At 63.5% G+C, this 19,578-nt stretch carries 16 protein-coding genes and 1 pseudogene; 7 read left to right on the top strand and 10 right to left on the bottom strand.

The genetic code is table 11. The annotated features are described in order from the left end of the window. Positions 1-152 precede the first annotated feature (152 nt). Positions 153-1,715, top strand: coding sequence for a methyl-accepting chemotaxis protein (locus J2X56_RS19770; RefSeq protein ID WP_310161919.1), 1,563 nt, complete (start codon positions 153-155; stop codon positions 1,713-1,715). Between the two features lie 9 nt (positions 1,716-1,724). Here the strand turns inward: J2X56_RS19770 and xylB are convergent, their stop codons facing one another. From xylB to J2X56_RS19735, 7 genes and pseudogenes are all read right to left on the bottom strand, one after another. Beyond that, complete coding sequence (gene xylB / locus J2X56_RS19765) at positions 1,725-3,197, bottom strand: xylulokinase (protein ID WP_310161915.1); 1,473 nt, start codon at positions 3,195-3,197, stop codon at positions 1,725-1,727. A gap of 63 nt (positions 3,198-3,260) precedes the next feature. Continuing rightward, positions 3,261-4,694, bottom strand: a complete 1,434-nt coding sequence (dalD, locus tag J2X56_RS19760) for a D-arabinitol 4-dehydrogenase (protein ID WP_310161912.1) — start codon at positions 4,692-4,694, stop codon at positions 3,261-3,263. A gap of 37 nt (positions 4,695-4,731) precedes the next feature. Further along, on the bottom strand, positions 4,732-5,850 hold the full coding sequence (locus tag J2X56_RS19755; protein WP_121042696.1) for an ABC transporter ATP-binding protein: 1,119 nt from the start codon (positions 5,848-5,850) through the stop codon (positions 4,732-4,734). Between the two features lie 44 nt (positions 5,851-5,894). After that, complete coding sequence (locus J2X56_RS19750) at positions 5,895-6,620, bottom strand: HAD family phosphatase (protein WP_121042693.1); 726 nt, start codon at positions 6,618-6,620, stop codon at positions 5,895-5,897. Beyond that, a pseudogene (locus J2X56_RS19745) lies at positions 6,620-7,399 on the bottom strand (carbohydrate ABC transporter permease); the annotation flags it as partial. The gene J2X56_RS19750 and the pseudogene J2X56_RS19745, both read right to left, overlap by 1 nt. A gap of 32 nt (positions 7,400-7,431) precedes the next feature. Continuing rightward, positions 7,432-8,406, bottom strand: a complete 975-nt coding sequence (locus J2X56_RS19740; protein WP_310161908.1) for a sugar ABC transporter permease — start codon at positions 8,404-8,406, stop codon at positions 7,432-7,434. Positions 8,407-8,559: 153 nt separating this feature from the next. Then, positions 8,560-9,915 carry a sugar ABC transporter substrate-binding protein gene (locus J2X56_RS19735; RefSeq protein WP_121042689.1) on the bottom strand — a complete coding sequence of 452 codons (1,356 nt, stop codon included), beginning with the start codon at positions 9,913-9,915 and terminating at the stop codon, positions 8,560-8,562. A 337-nt stretch (positions 9,916-10,252) separates the two neighbouring features. Here J2X56_RS19735 and J2X56_RS19730 point away from each other — a divergent pair, with 337 nt between their 5' ends. From J2X56_RS19730 to J2X56_RS19720, 3 genes are all read left to right on the top strand, one after another. Then, positions 10,253-11,215 (top strand): sugar-binding transcriptional regulator, encoded by a 963-nt coding sequence (locus J2X56_RS19730; RefSeq protein ID WP_121042687.1) that lies wholly within the window; start codon positions 10,253-10,255, stop codon positions 11,213-11,215. Between the two features lie 51 nt (positions 11,216-11,266). Continuing rightward, positions 11,267-12,172, top strand: a complete 906-nt coding sequence (locus J2X56_RS19725; protein ID WP_121042685.1) for a carbohydrate kinase — start codon at positions 11,267-11,269, stop codon at positions 12,170-12,172. A gap of 71 nt (positions 12,173-12,243) precedes the next feature. Then, the gene (locus tag J2X56_RS19720) at positions 12,244-13,341 is read left to right on the top strand and encodes a J domain-containing protein (protein WP_121042683.1); all 1,098 of its coding nucleotides are present in this window, start codon (positions 12,244-12,246) and stop codon (positions 13,339-13,341) included. A gap of 100 nt (positions 13,342-13,441) precedes the next feature. Here the strand turns inward: J2X56_RS19720 and J2X56_RS19715 are convergent, their stop codons facing one another. Both J2X56_RS19715 and J2X56_RS19710 read right to left on the bottom strand, forming a co-directional pair. Next, positions 13,442-13,600, bottom strand: a complete 159-nt coding sequence (locus J2X56_RS19715; RefSeq protein WP_158601264.1) for a hypothetical protein — start codon at positions 13,598-13,600, stop codon at positions 13,442-13,444. A gap of 122 nt (positions 13,601-13,722) precedes the next feature. Continuing rightward, positions 13,723-16,002 (bottom strand): UvrD-helicase domain-containing protein, encoded by a 2,280-nt coding sequence (locus J2X56_RS19710; protein ID WP_121042681.1) that lies wholly within the window; start codon positions 16,000-16,002, stop codon positions 13,723-13,725. Positions 16,003-16,122: 120 nt separating this feature from the next. Here J2X56_RS19710 and aroQ point away from each other — a divergent pair, with 120 nt between their 5' ends. The 3 genes from aroQ to J2X56_RS19695 all read left to right on the top strand — a co-directional run bounded on the left by aroQ (position 16,123) and on the right by J2X56_RS19695 (position 18,859). After that, positions 16,123-16,692: a gamma subclass chorismate mutase AroQ gene (aroQ, locus tag J2X56_RS19705; protein WP_310161901.1), complete on the top strand. Its 570-nt coding sequence runs from the start codon at positions 16,123-16,125 to the stop codon at positions 16,690-16,692. A gap of 194 nt (positions 16,693-16,886) precedes the next feature. Continuing rightward, positions 16,887-18,128 (top strand): MFS transporter, encoded by a 1,242-nt coding sequence (locus J2X56_RS19700; RefSeq protein WP_121042677.1) that lies wholly within the window; start codon positions 16,887-16,889, stop codon positions 18,126-18,128. 236 nt (positions 18,129-18,364) lie between these two features. Beyond that, positions 18,365-18,859, top strand: coding sequence for a Dps family protein (locus tag J2X56_RS19695; protein ID WP_310161898.1), 495 nt, complete (start codon positions 18,365-18,367; stop codon positions 18,857-18,859). A gap of 85 nt (positions 18,860-18,944) precedes the next feature. Here J2X56_RS19695 and thiE read toward each other — a convergent pair whose 3' ends face one another. Then, positions 18,945-19,577 (bottom strand): thiamine phosphate synthase, encoded by a 633-nt coding sequence (gene thiE / locus J2X56_RS19690; RefSeq protein WP_121042675.1) that lies wholly within the window; start codon positions 19,575-19,577, stop codon positions 18,945-18,947. Position 19,578: the final 1 nt, after the last annotated feature.

The following is a 19,578-nucleotide window of genomic DNA, read 5'->3' as shown; positions in this document are numbered from 1 at the left end:
TTCCCGTCAGACAGGACCTTGCGCCAGGCTGTCGCTGCCTGGCGCGCCCGGTCCGATGTGTTCGCAAGGGAGAGGCGAACAGCATCCGCTCCACCGCCCGCCCCCGCCAGCTGGACTTTCCATCACCACAGCTTCTTACACGGGGGTATCAGATGCGCATGAACATGCCGGTCACGGGGCAGGAACGCCTGCTCATCGATGGCAAGGCCATCGTTTCCAAGACCGATCTCCAGGGCAATATCACCTACGTCAATCCTTACTTCATCGAGATCAGCGGTTTCGAGGAAGAGGAATTGCTGGGCGCGCCGCAGAACCTGATCCGCCATCCCGACATGCCGCCCGAGGCCTTCGCCGACATGTGGGCCACCATCAAGGGCGGCACACCCTGGACCGGACTGGTCAAGAACCGCAGCAAGAGCGGCGACCATTACTGGGTGCGTGCCAACGTGACGCCCATCCGCGAAAGCGGCCAGGTGGTCGGCTACATGTCGGTCCGCACCAAGCCCGAACGCGCGGCGGTGGAAGGCGCCGAGAAGCTCTACGCAAGCATGCGCCGTGGCCAGGCCAAGGGCATTGCCCTGCATCGTGGTGAAGTGGTGCGGACCGGACTGGCCGGATGGCTGGGCAAGCTCGGGCGCATGCAGTTGAATACGCGCCTGAACTGGTCGATGGGCGTGATGCTGGCGATCCAGATCGCCGTCGTACTGGCCGGCATGATGACGCTGCACCAGTGGTGGATCAGCGCACTGGCGGCCGCGTCAGCCCTGCTGTCCATCGTGCAATGGATCGCCCTGCGCTCCGCGCTCATCAAGCCGCTGCAGCAGGCCCTCGATATCACCCACGCCATCACCGGAGGCGATCTCTCGGTGCGCATCGAGACCGGCCGCCATGATGAACTGGGCCGCCTGCTGGCCTCGCTGCGCCAGATGAACGTGAACCTGACCGCCATCATCGGCGACGTGCGATCCAACGTCGAGACCATCAATATGGCGACCCGCGAAATCGCCACCGGCAACATGGATCTCTCACGCCGCACTGAACAGCAAGCCGCGAATCTGGAAGAAACGGCATCGAGCATGCACCAGCTCGCCGGCACCGTGCGCCAGAATGCGGATCACGCGAGCCAGGCCAACGAGCTGGCCGGGACCGCATCATCCATTGCCATGCGCGGCGGCGATGCCGTGGCCAGCACCGGCACGACGATGAACGAGATCAGCGAATCCTCCAACAAGATCGTGGACATCATCAGCCTGATCGACAGCATCGCCTTCCAGACCAATATCCTGGCGCTCAATGCCGCGGTGGAAGCGGCGCGCGCCGGCGAGCAGGGACGCGGCTTTGCGGTGGTGGCCTCGGAAGTGCGCATGCTCGCGCAGCGCTCGGCAGCGGCGGCCAAGGAGATCAAGCAGTTGATCGACGACTCGGTGGCCAAGGTGGAAGTGGGCAATCGCCAGGTCGAGCAGGCCAGCAGCACCATGCGCGACATCGTGGCTTCGGTGCAGCGGGTCTCGGGCATCATGAGCGAAATCAACGAAGCGACCCAGCAGCAGAGTGCCGGCATCAACCAGGTGCATGAAGCCATCACGCAGATGGATGCCAGCACCCAGCAGAATGCCTCGCTGGTCGAAGAAGCGGCCGCAGCGGCCACCAGTCTGGAAGAGCAGACCATGCGCTTGCTGCAGGCCATTTCGGTGTTCAAGTTCCAGCGCAAGTAAGCGCTGCGCTCAGGCACTCTCTCCCTGCAAGGGCGCAAACGGCGCATAGATCGCCCGATAGCGTTGCAGCCGCACCTGCAGGGCCGCATGCCGTGCCGCATCGGGCTGGTACAACGCCTGCTGTTCCGGTTTGCGGCACACCTCGGCTTCATCGCCGCCGTCGGCCAGCCAGGCCAGGCGCGCCGCACCCAGCGCACCGCCGGCCTCGCTGCCCACGTGGGTGACGATGCGCACCTGCAGCGCATCGGCCAGCAACTGTGCCCAATAAGCACTGCGCGCGCCACCTCCTACCAGCGACAATTCGGCCACATCGGTGCCCGCCGCACGCAGCGCATCGAGTCCATCCACCATGCCGAAGGCCACGCCTTCAAGTACCGCATAACCGAGTGCGGCACGCTGGTGTTCCGGTGTCAGCCCGTGGAAGACGCCGGTGGCGTAAGGATCGTTGTGCGGTGTGCGCTCGCCTGACAGGTAAGGCAGGAACAGCGGCGCGTTGTTGCGCGCTTCTTCGTCGAGTTGTTCGATCTCGGCCAGGAGGCTCTTCTCATCCACGGAACACAAACGGCAGAACCAGCGCAGGCAACTGGCCGCCGAGAGCATCACGCTCATCTGGTGCCAGCGCTGCGGCAGGGTATGGCAGAAGGCATGAATGGCCCGCCCCGGATTCGGACGGAAGCGGTCATTGACCACGAACAGCACACCGGAAGTTCCCAGCGAGAGGAAGCCATCGCCGGGCTTGACCGCCCCGATGCCCACTGCACTGGCCGCGCCATCACCGGCACCACCGGCCACGATCACGTCCGCACGCAAGCCCCAGGCCTGTGCCACTTCCGGCAGCAGCGTGCCGGAGACCGCGCTGCCATCGACCAGCGCCGGCATCTGATCGCGCCGCATACCGGAGGCGGCCAGCAGTTCGTCGGACCAGTTGCGGCCTTCCACATCCAGCCACAGCGTGCCGGCGGCGTCCGAGGGATCGCACACCTTGCGCCCGGTCATCATGAAGCGCAGCCAATCCTTGGGCAGCAGCACGGTCGCGATACGCGCAAACAGTTGCGGTTCATGGCGCGCCACCCACAGCAGCTTGGGCGCAGTGAAACCCGGCATAGCCAGGTTGCCGGCGATACCGTGCAGGCGCGGTGCGCGGCGTTCCAGCTCGGCACATTCGGGGGCACTGCGCGAATCGCTCCAGAGGATGGCCGGACGCAGCACCGCATCTTGCGCATCCATCAGCACCGCACCATGCATCTGGCCGGACAGGCCGATGGCGCGGATGCGGCCGAAACGCTCACTGCCGAGCTGCTCGCGCAGTTTGTCCACGGTGGCACAGGTGGCCTTCCACCAATCGGCCGGACTCTGCTCGGACCAGCGCGGATGCGGACGCGAGACCGTCAGCGTACTGCCGGCCAGTGCCAGCAGCGCGCCCGTCTCGTCGATCACCACCGCCTTGACCTCGGACGTACCCAGGTCGATCCCAAGATACATGGTGCTCCTCGTTATTCGTTATTGAACGGCAATTCTATGACGCCTTGGGCACAAAAGGCAGCGTCAGTGCGCCTGCCCCAGCCACTGCTGCACGCGTCCATAAGCCGAGCGCACCAGCGCCACCAGGCGCGCATCACCGGCCAGTTCGCCCCACAGCACGGCATCCGCGCAGAAGGCCTGCACCACATCCTCTGCCGCCAGCATGCTGCGCGCGGCAGCGGCGTCGAAGATACCGTCCTGGTATTCGTAAGGCAGCGCACCGGCGGCCCAGCGCTGCAGGAACACCAGGAACAGCGCAGGCAGCATGGCTGTAGCCTGCGGATCGCGGCCGGCCGCCAGGCTCTCCTGCAAGGTCGGGCGGATGAAGCCGGGGATCTTGGAATAGCCATCGGCAGCCACGCGCTGGTTGGTGTCCTGGATGGCCGGATTGGAGAAGCGCGCCAGCGTCGTATCGCGGTATGCCGCCAGGTCGATGGGGCTGGGCGTGAGGCAAGGAATCACGTCCTGCGTCACATAGTCATGCGCCATCTGGCGGATGTCCTCGCGCAACGTACCTTCGTGGATGTATTGCAGCCCGGCCAGCGTGCCGGCCCAGGCGATGCAGCTGTGGCTGGCATTGAGGATGCGGATCTTGGCTTCCTCGTAGGGCAGCACCGATTGCACCATCTCCACGCCGGCCGCTTCCAGGCGCGGGCGACCGGCCTTGAAGTCGTCTTCGATCACCCATTGGATGAAGGACTCGCCCATGAGGGCGCAGGGATCGTCGACACCTGTATTTTCTTTCACACGGGCCGCAACCGCCGGTGTGGGGCGGGGGGTGATGCGGTCCACCATGGCATTGGGGCAGGTGGCATGGGCATCCATCCAGGCCACCAGTGCGCTCTCGCCGCGCAGGGTCAGGAACTGGCGCAAGCCGTCGCGGAAACGTTCGCCGTTGTGGCGCAGGTTGTCGCAGTTCAGCAGGGTCAGCGCCGCCTGCGGATGGGCCTGGCTGCGTGCGCGCAGGATGGCTGCAATCGCGCCGTAGATGGTGCGCGGTGCACCGCTGCCATCGAGGGCACAACGCAGGTCATCGGCCAGATCGGCGTTGCCGGTGTCGAGCTGGTAGTGATGGTCGAGGTAGTAGCCGCCCTCGGTCACGGTGAAGGAGATGATGCGGGTGCGCTCTTCCGCACCGGCGGCGATCAGTTGCGTGAGCCGCTCATCCCACGGCAGGATGCGGCCGATGGAGGCGATGCGCTGGTAGCTGCGCTCACCCTCGGGTGTGACGGTCTCCAGCGTGTACTGGCCCTGCTGGCGGGCCAGCGCTTCCAGCAGCGGGCTCATGTCGGCGCGGATGTTGGCCAGCGCCAGTTGCCAGCGACGGTCGGCACCGCTCTCGCGCAGCGCATTCAGGTAGACCGCCTGGTGGGCGCGATGGAAGGAACCGGCGCCGATGTGCAGCCAGGTCAGGCTGTCGGCGGCGTACTGGTCGAGGGAAGTGGCGGTACGGGTCATGCCTGGTCCTTGTCGAGGAAGTGAATGGGCGAAGGGATCAATGCGGGCGCGGCGCGGCCACGCCCGATGCCAGGCGCGGCAAGGCCTGGCCGTCGGCACCGAACAGATGGCAGCGGGCCGGATCGGCAGCCAGGTGCAAGACGCTGCCATGCGGCGGATCGAGGCTGTCGGGCACGCGCAGGATCAGCGCATCGTCGCTGCCTTCATGGGCCGCATAGAGGTAAGAGAAATCGCCCAGCAGTTCCAGCGCCGTACACCGTGCCTGCAGCGCGGCCTGGCCCTGGGCGATGTTGAGATGCTCGGGACGTACGCCCAGCGTGACCTTCTGCCCCGCTTGCAGCGTGCTGCCGTCAACCGCAGCCCACTGCAGACCGCCCCCGGGCAATTGCACCTGCACGCCATCGGCCTGCACGGCGGCCACGGTGCCATCGATGAAGTTCATCTTGGGCGAACCGATGAAGCCGGCCACGAAACGATTGGCCGGATGGTGATACAGCTGCTGCGGCGAACCGACCTGTTCGATGCGTCCCTCGGAGAGCACCACGATCTTGTCGGCCAGGGTCATGGCTTCGATCTGGTCGTGGGTCACGTAGATCATGGTGGTCTTGAGGTCATCGTGCAGCTTGGCGAATTCCAGGCGCATCTTCACGCGCAGCGCGGCATCGAGGTTCGACAGCGGCTCATCGAAGAGGAACACGCTGGGCTGGCGCGTGATGGCGCGGCCAATGGCCACGCGCTGGCGCTGCCCCCCGGAGAGCGCACGCGGCTTGCGGTCCAGCAGGTGATCGATGTGCAGGATCTTGGCGGCATGCTGGACGGCGGCATCGATCTCGGCCTTGGACTTGCCCGCGATCTTCAACCCGAAGGCCATGTTGTCGTACAGGCTCATGTGCGGATACAGCGCATAGGACTGGAACACCATGGCCACGCCACGCTTGGAAGCAGGCACGTCATTCATGCGGCGGGTGCCGATGTCGAGGTCGCCATCGCTGATCTCTTCGAGCCCGGCGATCATGCGCAGCAAGGTCGACTTGCCGCAGCCCGAGGGGCCGACGAAGACGACGAATTCGCCATCCTCGATTTCCAGATTGATGTCGCGCATGACTTCGTTGTCGTCGTAGCGCTTGGCCAGGTTCCTGATGCTCACGGCTGCCATGGGATTCTCCTCGTTCTCTTGTAGGGGGACTGCGCGCTCTTTGCTCAGCGCAGCCAGATCAATTCACTCACCAGTTGCGGAAACTGTTTCATGTCCTCGAATACCTGATGCGCGCCGGCATCCTTCAGCTTGCGCGCCATCGTCTTGCGGTCATGCGCCACCCCGGTGAAGCCGAGCACGTACATGCCGGCGGCCACCGCCGCACGCACGCCGGTGACGCTGTCATCGACCGCCACGCAGCGCGCCGGATCAACATTGAAGCCCGCCGCTGCCGCCAGATACACATCCGGTGCCGGCTTGGGATGGGCCACGTCATGACCGCTGTAGATGCGGCCGGCGAATTGCGGATACAGGCCGCAGCGGCGCAAGCCCGCTTCGATGCGCGGCGCATCGCTGTTGCTGGCCACCGCACGCGGCAGGCGGATGGCCTGCAAGGCCTCGACCACGCCCGGCACCGGCTGCGCTTCTTCGCCGCAGGCCACGGCCACCGCCTGGTGGATGCGCTCGGCGGCGGCGGCATCCAGGCCCAGTTCGAATTCCAGATCGACTTCGCCCAGCAGGATGTCGGTGTACATGCCCAGGCGATGCGCGATGGCGGTGTGGAGGGCCTGGCTGCGCTGTTCTTCCTGCTCGTCATCGTCGGCACCGCTCCAGGCCGGCAGCAGCGGCAACAGTTCACGATGCAGCACGCGCAGGGCGATGCTCTCGCTGTCGAGCAGCACGCCGTCGCAATCGCAGATCAGGTGGGTGATCGCCTGGCGCGCCATCATCACTTCACCGCCCCGAAGGTGAGGCCGCGCACCAGCTGCTTCTGCGCCAGCCAGCCCAGCGCCATGATGGGCGCAATCGCCAGCAGGGAGGCGACCGACAGCTTGGCCCAGAACAGCCCTTCCGGATTGGAATAGGAGGCGATGAACACCGTCAGCGGTGCCGCATTGACGCTGGTGAGGTTCAGGCTCCAGAAGGCTTCATTCCACGACAGGATGATCAGCAGCAAGGCCGTGGAAGCCAGGCCCGGCATGGCGGTGGGCAGCAGCAGGTAAATCATTTCCTGCCAGGCATTGGCCCCGTCGATACGGGCCGCTTCGAGGATTTCCTTGGGTACGTCATTGAAGTAGGTGAACGCCATCCACACTGCGATGGGGAGGTTGATGAGCGTATAGATGATGGTCAACCCCGTTACCGTATCAAGCAGGCCGGTGTTTTTTGCCAGCAGATAGATGGGGATCAGTACGCCCACGGCCGGCATCATCTTGGTCGACAGCATCCACAGCAGCAGCTTCTGGGTGCGGCCGGTCGGGAAGAAGGCCATCGAATACGCCGCCGGCACCGCCAGCAGCAGCGACAACAGCGTCGCCCCCAGCGACACGATCAACGAATTCTGCACATAGCCCAGGTAGTGGCTGCGGCTGAAGACTTCGCGGAAGGTGTCCAGCGTGGGCAAGAAAATCAGCGAGGGGGTATAGGCCTGGGACTCGGTCTTGAAGGCCGTCACCGCCACCCAGAAGATGGGGAAGAACAGCACGATGGCGCAGGCCCAGCCCAGCAGCGCCACCCACAGGGGGCTTTTCTTTGGATCGCTCATTTTTCGTTGACTCCCTTGAGGTTCCTGGCCAGCATGCGCACCAGGAAGAACGAGACGATGTTGGCCAGCACGACCGCGAAGATGCCGCCCGCCGAAGCGATGCCGATGTCGAACTGCTGCAGGCCAATCGAATAGACCAGGAAGGTCAGGTTGGTGGTGGCCGTACCGGGGCCGCCTGCGGTGGTGGTGAAGATTTCCGCAAAGACCGAGAGCAGGAAGATGGTCTCGATCATGATGACCACGGTAATGGCGCGCTTCAGGTGCGGCAGAACGATGTAGAAGAAGATGCGCACCGGCCCTGCGCCATCAAGCTGTGCAGCTTCCTTCTGGTCGGTATCGAGCGACTGCAGCGCGGTCAAGAGGATCAGGAAGGCAAACGGAATCCACTGCCAGGCCACGATGATGATGACCGACAGCATGGGGTACTCGGCCAGCCAGTCAATGGGCTCCAGCCCCAGGTGGCGCATCACGTAGGCCAGGATGCCGTAGACCGGATGCATGATCATGTTCTTCCAGATCAGCGCGGCCACGGTGGGCATGACGAAGAAGGGACCGATGACCAGCAGGCGCGCAATGCCGCGCCCGCGGAACGGCTGGTCGAACAGCACCGCCAGCAGGGTGCCGCCGATGACGCTGATGGCCAGTACCGAACCGATCAGCAGTGCGGTGTTGCCGATGGAGGGCCAGAAGGCCGGGTCCTGCAACAGGAAAATATAATTTTCCAGACCCACGAAACCGGTCTGGTCAGGGGCCATCAGGTTGTAGCGATTGACCGAAAAATAGATGGTCATCACCAGCGGAACGATCATCCAGGCCAGCAGGATCAGCACCGACGGCGTCTGCATCAGGCGGATGGGATTGAAGCGCTCCTTGCGCGGCGGACGGGTCTGCTGCTTGCGTGCAGCAGGCGGGGAAGAACTCTGCATCATCGGTGAGGTGGACGACACCTGGGTAGAGTGGATCGTGGACATGACAGCCTCGGCATTTCAATCCGGGCGGCGCACGCAAGGTGCAGACAGCCGGGGAGAACGGCGCGATGTGCAAGGCATGCAGGCATGCCGCTCACATCGCGCGCGGGGCATGCAGCACGGGCTGCATGCCGGCGGAACCACAAGCGGCAGGGCTTACTTGATGTAGCGGCCCTGGCGCATCATCCGCACTGCCTGTGCCTGGGCGGCATCCAGGGCGGCGTCCGCGCTGGTCTTGCCGGCCAGTGCACCGGCAATGGCCTGGCCGGTCACGGTGCCGATCGACTGGAACTCGGGGATGGTGGCGAACTGCACGCCGGTATAAGGCACCGGCTTGAGGGTCGGCTTGTTGGCATCCGCGGTCTGGATCGCATCGAGCACGAAGTCGGAGAAGGGCGAGACCTTCTTGTATTCGGCCGACGCGTAGGTCGAATTGCGCGTACCCGGCGGCACCAGGGCCCAGCCGGAATCCTTGGCGACCAGGTTGATGTATTCCTTGGAAGTGGCCCAGGCCGCAAACTTCTTGGCGGCTTCCTGCGACTTGGAGGACTTGGGCACGGCCAGCGACCAGATCCACAACCAGTGCGAACCCTTGTCGGTCACCTGCTGCGGCGAGGGCGCGAAGGCGGTCTTGTCAGCCACCTTGGAATCCTTGCCGTGATAGAGCATGCCGGCCGCCACGGTGGCATCGACCCACATGCCGCACTTGCCGCTGGAGAACAGCACCAGGTTTTCATTGAAACCGTTGGAGCTGGCGCCCGGCGGGCCGTACTTGCGCATCAGGTCGACATAGAAGTTGACCGATTTCTTCCATTCCGGCGAGGACAGCTGCGGCTGCCATTGCTCGTCGAACCAGCGGCCACCCCAGGCATTGGCCATGGTGGTGATGATGGCCATGTTCTCGCCCCAGCCGGCACGGCCGCGCAGGCAGATGCCGTAGACGCCCTTGGCCGGGTCATGCAGTTGCGCGGCCAGCTTGGCGACCTCATCCCAGGTCGGGTGCTGCGGCATGGTCAGCTTCTTCTGCTCGAACAGATCCTTGCGGTAGTAGGTCATCGAGCTTTCCGCGTAGAACGGCAGTGCGTAGAGCTTGCCATCCACGCTCAGGCCCTCCCGCACCGGCTTGATGAGATCGGCCTCATCGTAATCCGCCGGCAGGCCGCTCATCGGTGCCAGCCAGCCCTTCTTGGCCCAGATCGGCGCTTCATATGCACCGATGGTCATCAGGTCGAACTGGCCGCTGTTGGTGGCGATATCGGTGGTCAGGCGCTGGCGCAGCACGCTTTCTTCCATGGTGACCCAGCGCAGCTTGATGTCGGGATTGGCCTTCTCGAACGCCGGTGCCAGCTTCTGCAGTTCGATCATGTCGGGGTTGTTGATGGACGCGATGTTCAGCGTCACCGGCTCGGCTTGTGCATGGCCGGCAGCAAACAGGGTCGAGATGGCCGCAGCGGCCAGGGTGAAGCGAACGCGGGTAAAGCCGGACGCACGGGTGCGCACGAGTTTGGACATGCTGGTCTCCGAATGTTATGGGCCCTCCTGCACGTTCTTCCTGGGTGGCAGCGGCAGACGATGCCGGTGTACGCATGCAGGGAAAGGCGGTTTTCGCTAACGGTTTTCGCTAACTACGTTTTGAGCAAATATTATTTTTATGGGCAAATATTCATTCATTCTCGAATTTGTGTCAAGCATTTGCTTTTTGATTGAGCATTTGCCCAAGCTTCGCAATAATGGAACGGTCAACTCGCCGTAAAATGGCGACCCAAGAGGGAATTCACCGCATCAACATCACAGAGACAGCCCGCGCCCGCCTGCATTGGCAGCCACGGGGACGGCTGGCGAGGAGAACATGTCTAGCAGCGCATCCAAACTCGACCTGGCGGCGCGCGCCGCGTGGATGTACTACGTGGCCGGCAACACCCAGAACGAAATCGCCGAACGGCTCGGCATCTCGCGCCAGATGGCGCAGCGCATGGTGGCCTATGCGGCCGATGCCAACCTGGTGAAAGTGCAGATCACGCATCCGGTCTCTTCCTGCCTGGAACTGGCGCAGGGCCTGCAGGAGCGCTACGGGCTGGAGGTGTGCCGCGTGGTGCCCGGCGCAGGCGGCGCGGGCAATCCCAACGAATCGCTGGAAGTGCAGCAGATGCTGGCGGTAGCCGGGGCCGAGGTGATGGAGCAATACCTCAGTTCGGAAGCACCGCTGGTGGTCAACGTCGGCTCGGGACGCACGCTCAAGGCGGCCATCGAGCGCCTGTCGGAACTGGAGCGCCCGCAGCACCAGATCGTCTCGATGATTGGTGCCTTTGCTTCCGACGGTTCGGCCAATCGCTACGACGTGGCTCTGCAAGCCGCAGAAAAACTGGGCGCACGCTTCTACCTGCTGCCCGCCCCGCGCGTGGCCGAAAGTGAACGCGACCGCCAGCAATGGTGCAACCACCGCGCCTACAAGATCGTGACCGGCCTGGCCGAGCGCGCCGATGTGACGTTCCTGGGCATCGGCACCATCGCCCTTCAGGGCGCGATGCACGAAGATGGTTTCATCGACGATGAGGAAGTGGCCGACCTGCAGCGCCAGGGGGCGATCGGCGAGATGATCTGCCACGCCTTCGACATCGACGGCGTCATGCTGCCCTCGTCGCTGGCGGCGCGCGTGACCACGCCGCCGCTGGCGCAGAGGCCGCAGCGGCCGGTGATCGCGCTCTCCGGCGGCAGCAAGAAAGCCGACGCCGTGCGCGCCGCCTTGCGCGGCGGCTGGCTCACCGGCCTCGTGACCGACGAGACCTGCGCGCGCCACGCCTTGCAGGATTGAACCGCCTACGCATTTACTGACCACTACAACGACACGCACACGGAGACCAGCATGACCCAGAGCGCCGCATTCGTCGTCTTCGGCGAAGCCTTGACCGATTTCATCCGCCAGCCTGACGGCCAGTGGCGCGCCATTCCCGGCGGCGCCTGCTGGAACGTGGCACGCGCGGCCGCCCGCCTGGGCGTGGCCACCGGTTACGCCGGCAGCGTCAGCACTGACGTCTTCGGCGCCGAGCTGTATGCGCTCACAGAAGCGGCCGGACTGGACATGCGCTTCACCCAGCAGCACGCCAAGGCACCGCTGCTGGCCATGGTGACCTCGACCACGCCGCCCGATTACTTCTTCATCGGCGACGACAGCGCCGACCTGCATTTCGATCCGCAGCGCCTGCCCGCCGGCTGGATGGACGAAGCGCGCGTGCTGCACTTCGGCTGCATCAGCCTGACCCGCGAACCGCTGGCCTCGCGCCTGCTGCAGATCGCCCAGGAAGCGGCGCTGCGCAACAAGAAGATCGCCTTCGATCCCAACTGGCGCAAGTTGATGGACAGCCCCTCCTATCGCATCCTGTTCCAGCAATTGCTGTCCCTGTCGCATTACGTGAAGGTGTCCGACGAAGACTTGGAGCGCCTGTTCCCCGGCGACGGCAACGCGCTGGCCACGCTGCAAGCGCTGGCCCCGCAAGCGGAAATTCTCTACACGCTGGGTGCAAAGGGCATGCAGTGGATCAAGGGTGAGCAAGTCATTGACCAGCCTGCCTATCGCGTCGATGTGGTCGATACGGTCGGCTGCGGCGACGCCTCCATGGGCGGCTGGATCGCCAGCCAGCTACGCCAGCCCGAGGCCCCGGCGCAGGTCCACCTGCAATGCGCCGCGGCCGGTGCGGCCATTGCCGCCTCCAAGGCCGGGGCCTATGCCGCGACCTGGGACGAAGTGCAAGCCATGATCGCCGGGGCCTGAGGCTGGGGACTGCGCTTGTGGGCGCGTGAGCGAATGGCTAGAATCCGGCACCACTGCTCTTCTTTGTCTCCATGAACAAGCCCACCCCGCAAACTGTTGCCATCGTCGATGGCCAATCCGCCATGCGCCTTTCTCCGGCACAGGAACAGTTCAATGCGCTCATCGACGCCATCGGCACGCGCCGTGCGCAGCTCAAGGAGTGGGAAGCGGCCAGTGATGAATTCCACAAGAAATTCACGGCCCAATATGTCCCGTTGGAGCAGGAACTGCTCACCCTCAAACGTCAGGTGGTCTATCGCCTGCATGCCGCCTGGCCCGACAAGGCACTCGGCAAGGGCGAGCGCATCGCACTCTCGGCGCTGATCGCGGACATGGCGCAGGCCCTGTTGCAACGGGCCGATGATGCGGAGTTGGCGCTGATCTACCAGCAGCATGCGGAAGAAGAGGAGACGGAAGAACCCGCCTCCGTTGCGGAAGTACACGAAGACAAGACCATACAAGCAGAGCCCGCGATCGCCGAGGACGATTTCACCACCGGCACGCCGGAAGAAATCATGCAGCGCATGGAAGCGATGCTGGAACGCCAGGAGCGCGAACGCATGCAAGCCGCGCAAGCGCGCGAGGCCCAGCGTGCCAGCCGCAAGAAACCGCCCAGGCAGCGCGCCGCAGAAGCCCGCCAGCAGGCGCAGCGCATCGAATTGAGCCAGTCCATCCGCGCCGTTTATCGCCGGCTGGCCAGCGCCCTGCATCCGGATCGCGAGCTCGACGAGAGCGAACGCGCTCGCAAGACCGCGCTGATGCAGCAGGTCAACCAGGCCTATGAAAAGAACGATCTGTCACGACTGCTTGAACTGCAACTGGAACTGGAACAGATCGACCAGCGTTCCATCCACGGCGTCAGCGAGGAGCGGCTGACGCACTACAACCACATCCTCACGGAACAACTGGGCGACCTGGATCAGGAGATCGCCCACATGGAGCGGCATTTCAGGCAGACCTTCGGACTGGCGCCTGCCACCCGGGTGTCGCCAAAAGGGATAGGTCGCGATTTGAACAAAGTCATTGCAGGCATGCGGCAGGAGATGCGCGATGTTGGAATGGTGTTGGGATCGTTTGACGATGTGGAGCAGGTCAGGGCCTGGTTGAAGCAAGGCGGGCGCAGACAATAAGGCGTTCCTTGGAGGCCTGTCATTTGCGGATCTCAGACATGCTCTTGAAGCATGAGCCACGACTCACATCAACGTATCTCCTCGATAAACCGAGGGCGGTCTATTGCCACCATGCGCCGAACGTCCAGACACTCGCAATGAGCGCAAAGATGAATGCCACCACGACAATATAAATTATTTTTCCCGCAGGCGATGCTTCATGCCAGCGTTGTGCTCTGGTTTTACCGAACAGTTCAGAGAGAATTTCCCGCCCCTTCATGCTGCATCTCCTTTCACTGCGTGCATCTCGGCATCACGCCCACATGAAAAACGCCCCGTTGCGCTGTTGATGGCAACGGGGCGTTTCACTGCTCAAACCCAATTCAACGGCAACGCAAAAACTTAGATTTTCTCCAGTTTCGCCACCGACAGATCCAGCAATTTCATCCCGAACTTGCCAAAGTTGATCTGCGCCCGCGCCGCACCGCCACCCCCTTCGATATTGACGATGACGCCCTCGCCGAACTTGGCATGGGACACGTTCTGCCCAATGCGCCAGCCGGAATCGGTCTGGCGCGAGAAGTTCTGCGCGATGCGGTTGTTACCCGCTTCCGGCACTTCATCCCAGGCCGACTTGGGATTGGCGAACCAGTGATGCTGGGCGATCTTGGGCGAGAGCCACTTGATCGACTGCTCCGGCATTTCATCGAAGAAGCGTGAACGCATGTTGTAGCGCGTCTGGCCGTGCAGCATGCGGGTCTGCGAGAAGGTCATGAAGAGCCGCTTTCTCGCCCGCGTAATGGCCACGTACATCAGGCGGCGCTCTTCTTCCACGCCGCCCTCTTCCTTGGCACTGTTCTCGTGCGGGAACAATCCCTCTTCCATGCCGGTGATGAAGACCGCGTCGAACTCCAGCCCCTTGGCCGAGTGCACCGTCATCAGCTGCAGGGCATCCTGGCCGGCCTGCGCCTGGTTGTCGCCGGCTTCCAGCGAGGCATGCGAGAGGAAGGCTGACAGCGGCGACATGATGGTCACCAGCGGCGCATCGGCATCGAGCACTTCCACGCCATCGGCGGTGGTGATGGCCGTGCCGGCCGAGGCCTGCGCCTGCGGGCCGAGGAAAGCCGGGGCATCGAGGCCATAGCCCTCTTCCGAGACGAACAGCGTGGCCGCACTGACCAGCTGTTCCAGGTTCTCGATGCGGTCTGCGCCTTCCTTTTCGTTGCGGTAGTGGGTCATCAGGCCGGACAGGTCCAGCACCACCTTGACCATTTCGGGCAGGGGCAGATGCTGGGTCTCGAACCGCGCGCCTTCGATCAGCTTGATGAAGGCATTCAAGGAAGAGCCCGCCTTGCCCGCCACGTAAGGCACGGCGGCGTAGAGCGAGCAGCCATACTGGCGCGCTGCATCCTGCAAGGACTCCATGGCCTTGGCACCGATGCCGCGCGTGGGGAAGTTGACCACGCGCAGGAAGGCCGAATCATTGTGCAGGTTGTCCATCAACTGCAGGTAGGCAATGGCGTGCTTGATTTCGGCGCGCTCGAAGAAGCGCTGGCCGCCATAGACGCGGTAGGGAATGGCCGAGCTGAAGAGCGCATGTTCCAGCACCCGCGACTGCGCGTTGGAACGATAGAGGATGGCGATCTCGCTGCGCGCCCACCCTTCGGCGATCAGGTCCTTGACCTGTTCGATGATCCACTGCGCTTCCTGCAGATCGCTGGTGGCTTCATAGACCCGCACCTGCTCGCCGTGGCCGGCATCGGTGCGCAGGTTCTTGCCCAGGCGCTTGCTGTTGTTGGCGATCAGTTCGTTGGCGGTGTCCAGGATGTGGCCGTGCGAGCGATAGTTCTGCTCCAGCTTGATCAGGTTCTCCACATGGAATTCCTGCTCGAAGGCCGACATGTTGCCCACGTTGGCACCACGGAAGGCATAGATGCTCTGATCATCATCGCCCACCGCGAAGACCGCGCCGTGCTGGCCAGCCATGAGCTTCAACCATTTGTATTGCAGGTCGTTGGTGTCCTGGAACTCGTCGACCAGGATGTGGCGGAAGCGGCCCTGGTAGTGCTCGCGCAGCGGCTGGTTGCGCGAGAGCAATTCATAGGTGCGCAACAGCAGCTCGGCGAAATCGACCACGCCTTCGCGCTGGCATTGCTGGTCGTAGAGCTCGTAGAGTTCGACGAACTTGCGGTTGTAGTCGTCGTAGGCATCCACATCTTTGGCGCGCAGGCCCTGGTCCTTGGCGCTGTTGATGAAGTACATCAGGTTGCGCGGCGGATACTTCTCGTCGTCCACGTTCATCTGCTTGAGCAAACGCTTGATGGCCGAGAGCTGGTCCTGCGTATCCAGGATCTGGAAGGTCTGCGGCAGGCCGGCATCCTTGTGATGCGCGCGCAGCAGGCGATTGCACAGTCCGTGGAAAGTCCCGATCCACATGCCGCGCGTATTGATGGGCAGCATGCCCGACAGGCGCGCGGTCATTTCCTTGGCGGCCTTGTTGGTGAAGGTCACCGCCAGGATGCCCGAGGGCGAGACCTGCCCGGTCTGAATCAGCCAGGCGATGCGGGTGGTCAGCACACGAGTCTTGCCGGAACCGGCACCGGCCAGGATCAGCGCCGATTGCGCGGGCAGCGTCACGGCGGCGAGCTGCTCTTCATTGAGGTTGTGGAGAAGATTTTGCATCCCGCGATTATAAAGGGCGCGTGCCCTGACCGGGCGGGCAGGCGCGGCGCTATACTGCCGCACAGTTGATTTATCCACAGCCGAACCCGGCACTCACCTCAGCAATCGACTCTTCCGACCATGCGCCGCCTGTCTTCCCGCTCCTTCGCCACCCTGCCCCTGATCGCCACCCTGCTGCTCGCCGCCTGCGCCACCACACCGCCCCCGGCCGCGCGCAGCGATGTCGAACAATTGTTGACCTTGCAGAAGACCCGTCTCGACGTCGCCGCTCCCGTGGCGCGCAGCAAATGGAATTCGCATGCGCCCATCGATGATCCGGCGCGCGAGGCGGTCATTCTCGACGACGTGGCCGCCCGTGCGCAGAAACTGGGATTGGATGCCGTATGGACGCGGCGCTTCTTCCAGGACCAGTTCGAGGCCGGCAAGATCGTGCAGCGCGACCTGCATCGCCAGTGGCGTGTGGAGCAGCGTCCGCCCTTCGCCAATCCGCCAGACCTGGCGCTGCAGGTGCGCCCGGTGCTGGACCGCCTCACCCCCGACCTGCTGGCGGCGCTGGCCCGCCTGAACGGCCACTGGTGCGAGCCGGCCGTGCAGCGCGATCTGGCCGAGCTGGCACCGGAAATCCTGGGGGCCGACTACGCCCCCGCCGTACGCGAACGGGCCACTGACGCACTGCACTGCGAGCGCTGAAATACAGCCTGCAGGCAACAGGACGTCGCACAAAAACGACTAAGTTGCTGAATTGACAGGCAAAAATCTTTTGCTGTCCTGCAGCATTTTTAGGGCGGGAGTAAAATTCGGTCTGGCTGTTCACGCGCACACCGGCGCGCGCGGCCTGTTCATTCCGGTTTGCCCTTCCGGATTCACATTCCGACTTTCCCGCCATGTCCGACGATTCCTGTAGTCCCAGTTCCACCGGCACGCCTGTGCCCGCCGCTGCGCCGCGTCCATTGACGCCGGCCAAGGTCACGCGGCAGATCATTGCCACCGCCTTCTTCACCTTCCTGGTTTATCTGGCCATCGGCATCCCGATGGCGGTGCTGCCGGGTTACATCCACCTCGACCTGGGCTACAGCTCGGTGATCGCCGGCCTGGGCATCAGCGTGCAGTATTTCGCGACCTTCGTGAGCCGCGCCAATGCCGGCCGCATGATCGATACCATGGGTGCCAAGCACACCGTCATGCGCGGCATGCTGCTGTGTTCGGCCAGCGGTGGCTTGTTGCTGCTCTCGGCGCTGGCGCAGCCGCTGCCCTTCCTGTCGCTGGTGCTGCTGTTTGCCAGCCGCGCCTTCCTGGGCCTGGGCGAGAGCCTGGTCGGCACCGGCGCCATCATGTGGGGCGTGGGCCGCGTGGGGTCGGAGAACACCGCCAAGATGATCTCCTGGAACGGCATCGCCACCTATGCGGCACTGGCCATCGGCGCGCCGCTGGGCGTGGTACTGGACCGCTCGCTGGGCTTTGCCATGATCGGCCTGACCGGCATGCTGCTCACCGTACTCGGCTTCGTGCTGGCACGCGGTGGTCCGGTCACCCCGGTGGTGCAGGGCGAACAGTTGTCCTTCAAGCTGGTGCTGCGCAAGGTGTTTGCGTATGGCATGGGCCTGGCCTTCGGCACCATCGGCTTCGGCTCGATCGCCACCTTCATCACCCTGTATTACGCCGATCAGCACTGGAGCGGCGCGGCCTTCGCGCTGACCGCGTTCTCGTCTGCCTTCGTCGGTGCGCGCCTGCTGTTTGCCAATGTCATCACGCGCTTCGGTGGCTATCGCGTGGCGGTGGTGTGCTTCCTGACCGAATCGGTCGGCCTGCTGCTGCTGTGGAGTGCGACCACGCCTGCGCTCGCATTGCTGGGCGCGGCGCTGGCCGGTTTCGGCTTTGCGCTGGTGTTTCCTTCGCTGGGGGTGGAAGCCGTCAGCCTGGTGTCACCGGCCAATCGTGGCGCGGCACTGGCGGCGTATTCGGTATTCCTCGATTTGGCGCTGGGCATCACCGGTCCGCTGGCCGGGGCCATCGCGGGACAGCTGGGATATCCGCAGGTGTTCCTCTTCGCCGCCATTGCGGCCATTGGTGGCGTGGCCCTGTCACTGTCCTTGTATCGCACTGCGCAGCAGGGCGCCAAATCGTGATCTGATTGCCGTTGCAGTCGATGAGACGTCGGGCCGATAGGTTTTGATCTATCGGCCCGATTGATTTATAGGCGTGCATTTATCTCCAAAATCGATTGAAATGGGGAACGTCGGCCCCACTCTTTTATCAATAGTTGCGTAGTCGCAGTTTGTCCGTTTGCGATTTGCAATAGAATCGCGGTGTTGCGCAGTGTATGTACCCGCTTACGAAAAACCGAACAGCTAAGGAGCGAATAATGGCAAAGAAGAATGTGGCAGCCCCCTCGATCAACATCGGCATCAACGACAAGGACCGCAAGAAGATTGCCGACGGCCTGTCCAAACTGCTGGCAGACACCTACACGCTGTACCTGAAGACCCACAACTTCCACTGGAACGTGACCGGTCCGATGTTCAACACCCTGCACCTGATGTTCGAAGGCCAGTACAACGAACTGGCACTGGCAGTGGACCTGATCGCTGAACGCATCCGCGCACTGGGCTATCCGGCACCGGGTTCGTACAAGGAATTCGCCAAGCTGTCTTCGATCCCCGAAGCCGAAGGCATGCCCAATGCGCAAGAGATGATCGCCCAGCTGGTGGCCGGCCAGGAAGCCGTGACCCGCACCGCACGTTCGATCTTCCCGACCGTCGATGCCGCCGCTGACGAACCGACCGCCGACCTGCTGACCCAGCGCATGCAGCTGCATGAAAAGAATGCGTGGATGCTGCGCAGCTTGCTGGAAGGCTGATAATCTCCCGGCGTTAGCCAAAGAAAAATGCCGTTCACAATTTGAACGGCATTTTTTTCGTCGACGCTCCAGATGGGCCCGGCATTCAGCGATACAGATCAACCAACTGCCGCGTCTTGCGCTCCTCCAACGGCACCAGATAGACGCTGCTGATGACGGCCACCATATCAGCTCCCTGCGCCACCAGCGGCGGCGCGTTCTCCAGCGTGATGCCGCCGATCACGACCACCGGCAAGGGGATCTCGCGCTTGGATTGCGCAATGATTTCCGGCGCGGTCCGGAAATCATATTTTTTCACGCGCGACGGATAGAAGCCCCCGAAGGCCACGTAACTGGCCCCATCGCGATACGCCGCATGCGCCAGCTCCAGCGTGCCGTAGCACGAGGCCCCGACGATGCGGTCGGGCCCCACGGCCTTGCGCACCTCGGCAATGGACGCATCGGTACCACCGACATGGATGCCATCGGCATCGATCTCCAGACACAGGTCTACGTGGTCGTTGATGATGAGCGGCACATCATATTGCCGGCACAGCGCCAGCAATGTCGATGCCTGCGCGCGGCGCTGCTCCACACCGGCGGTCTTGTGGCGGTACTGCACCAGCGCGGCCCCGTTCTGCAAGGCCAGCTCGGTGGCGGCCAGCAGTTGGGCGGTGTCATCCCAATCCGGCGTGACGATGTAGAGGCCACGCAGATGCGTTGCGTACTGGGGGTTCATG

The organism is Herbaspirillum sp. 1173 (genome assembly GCF_031455335.1).
GTDB classification, from domain to species: domain Bacteria; phylum Pseudomonadota; class Gammaproteobacteria; order Burkholderiales; family Burkholderiaceae_D; genus Herbaspirillum; species Herbaspirillum huttiense.
This window is presented reverse-complemented; position numbering and strand designations above follow the sequence as displayed.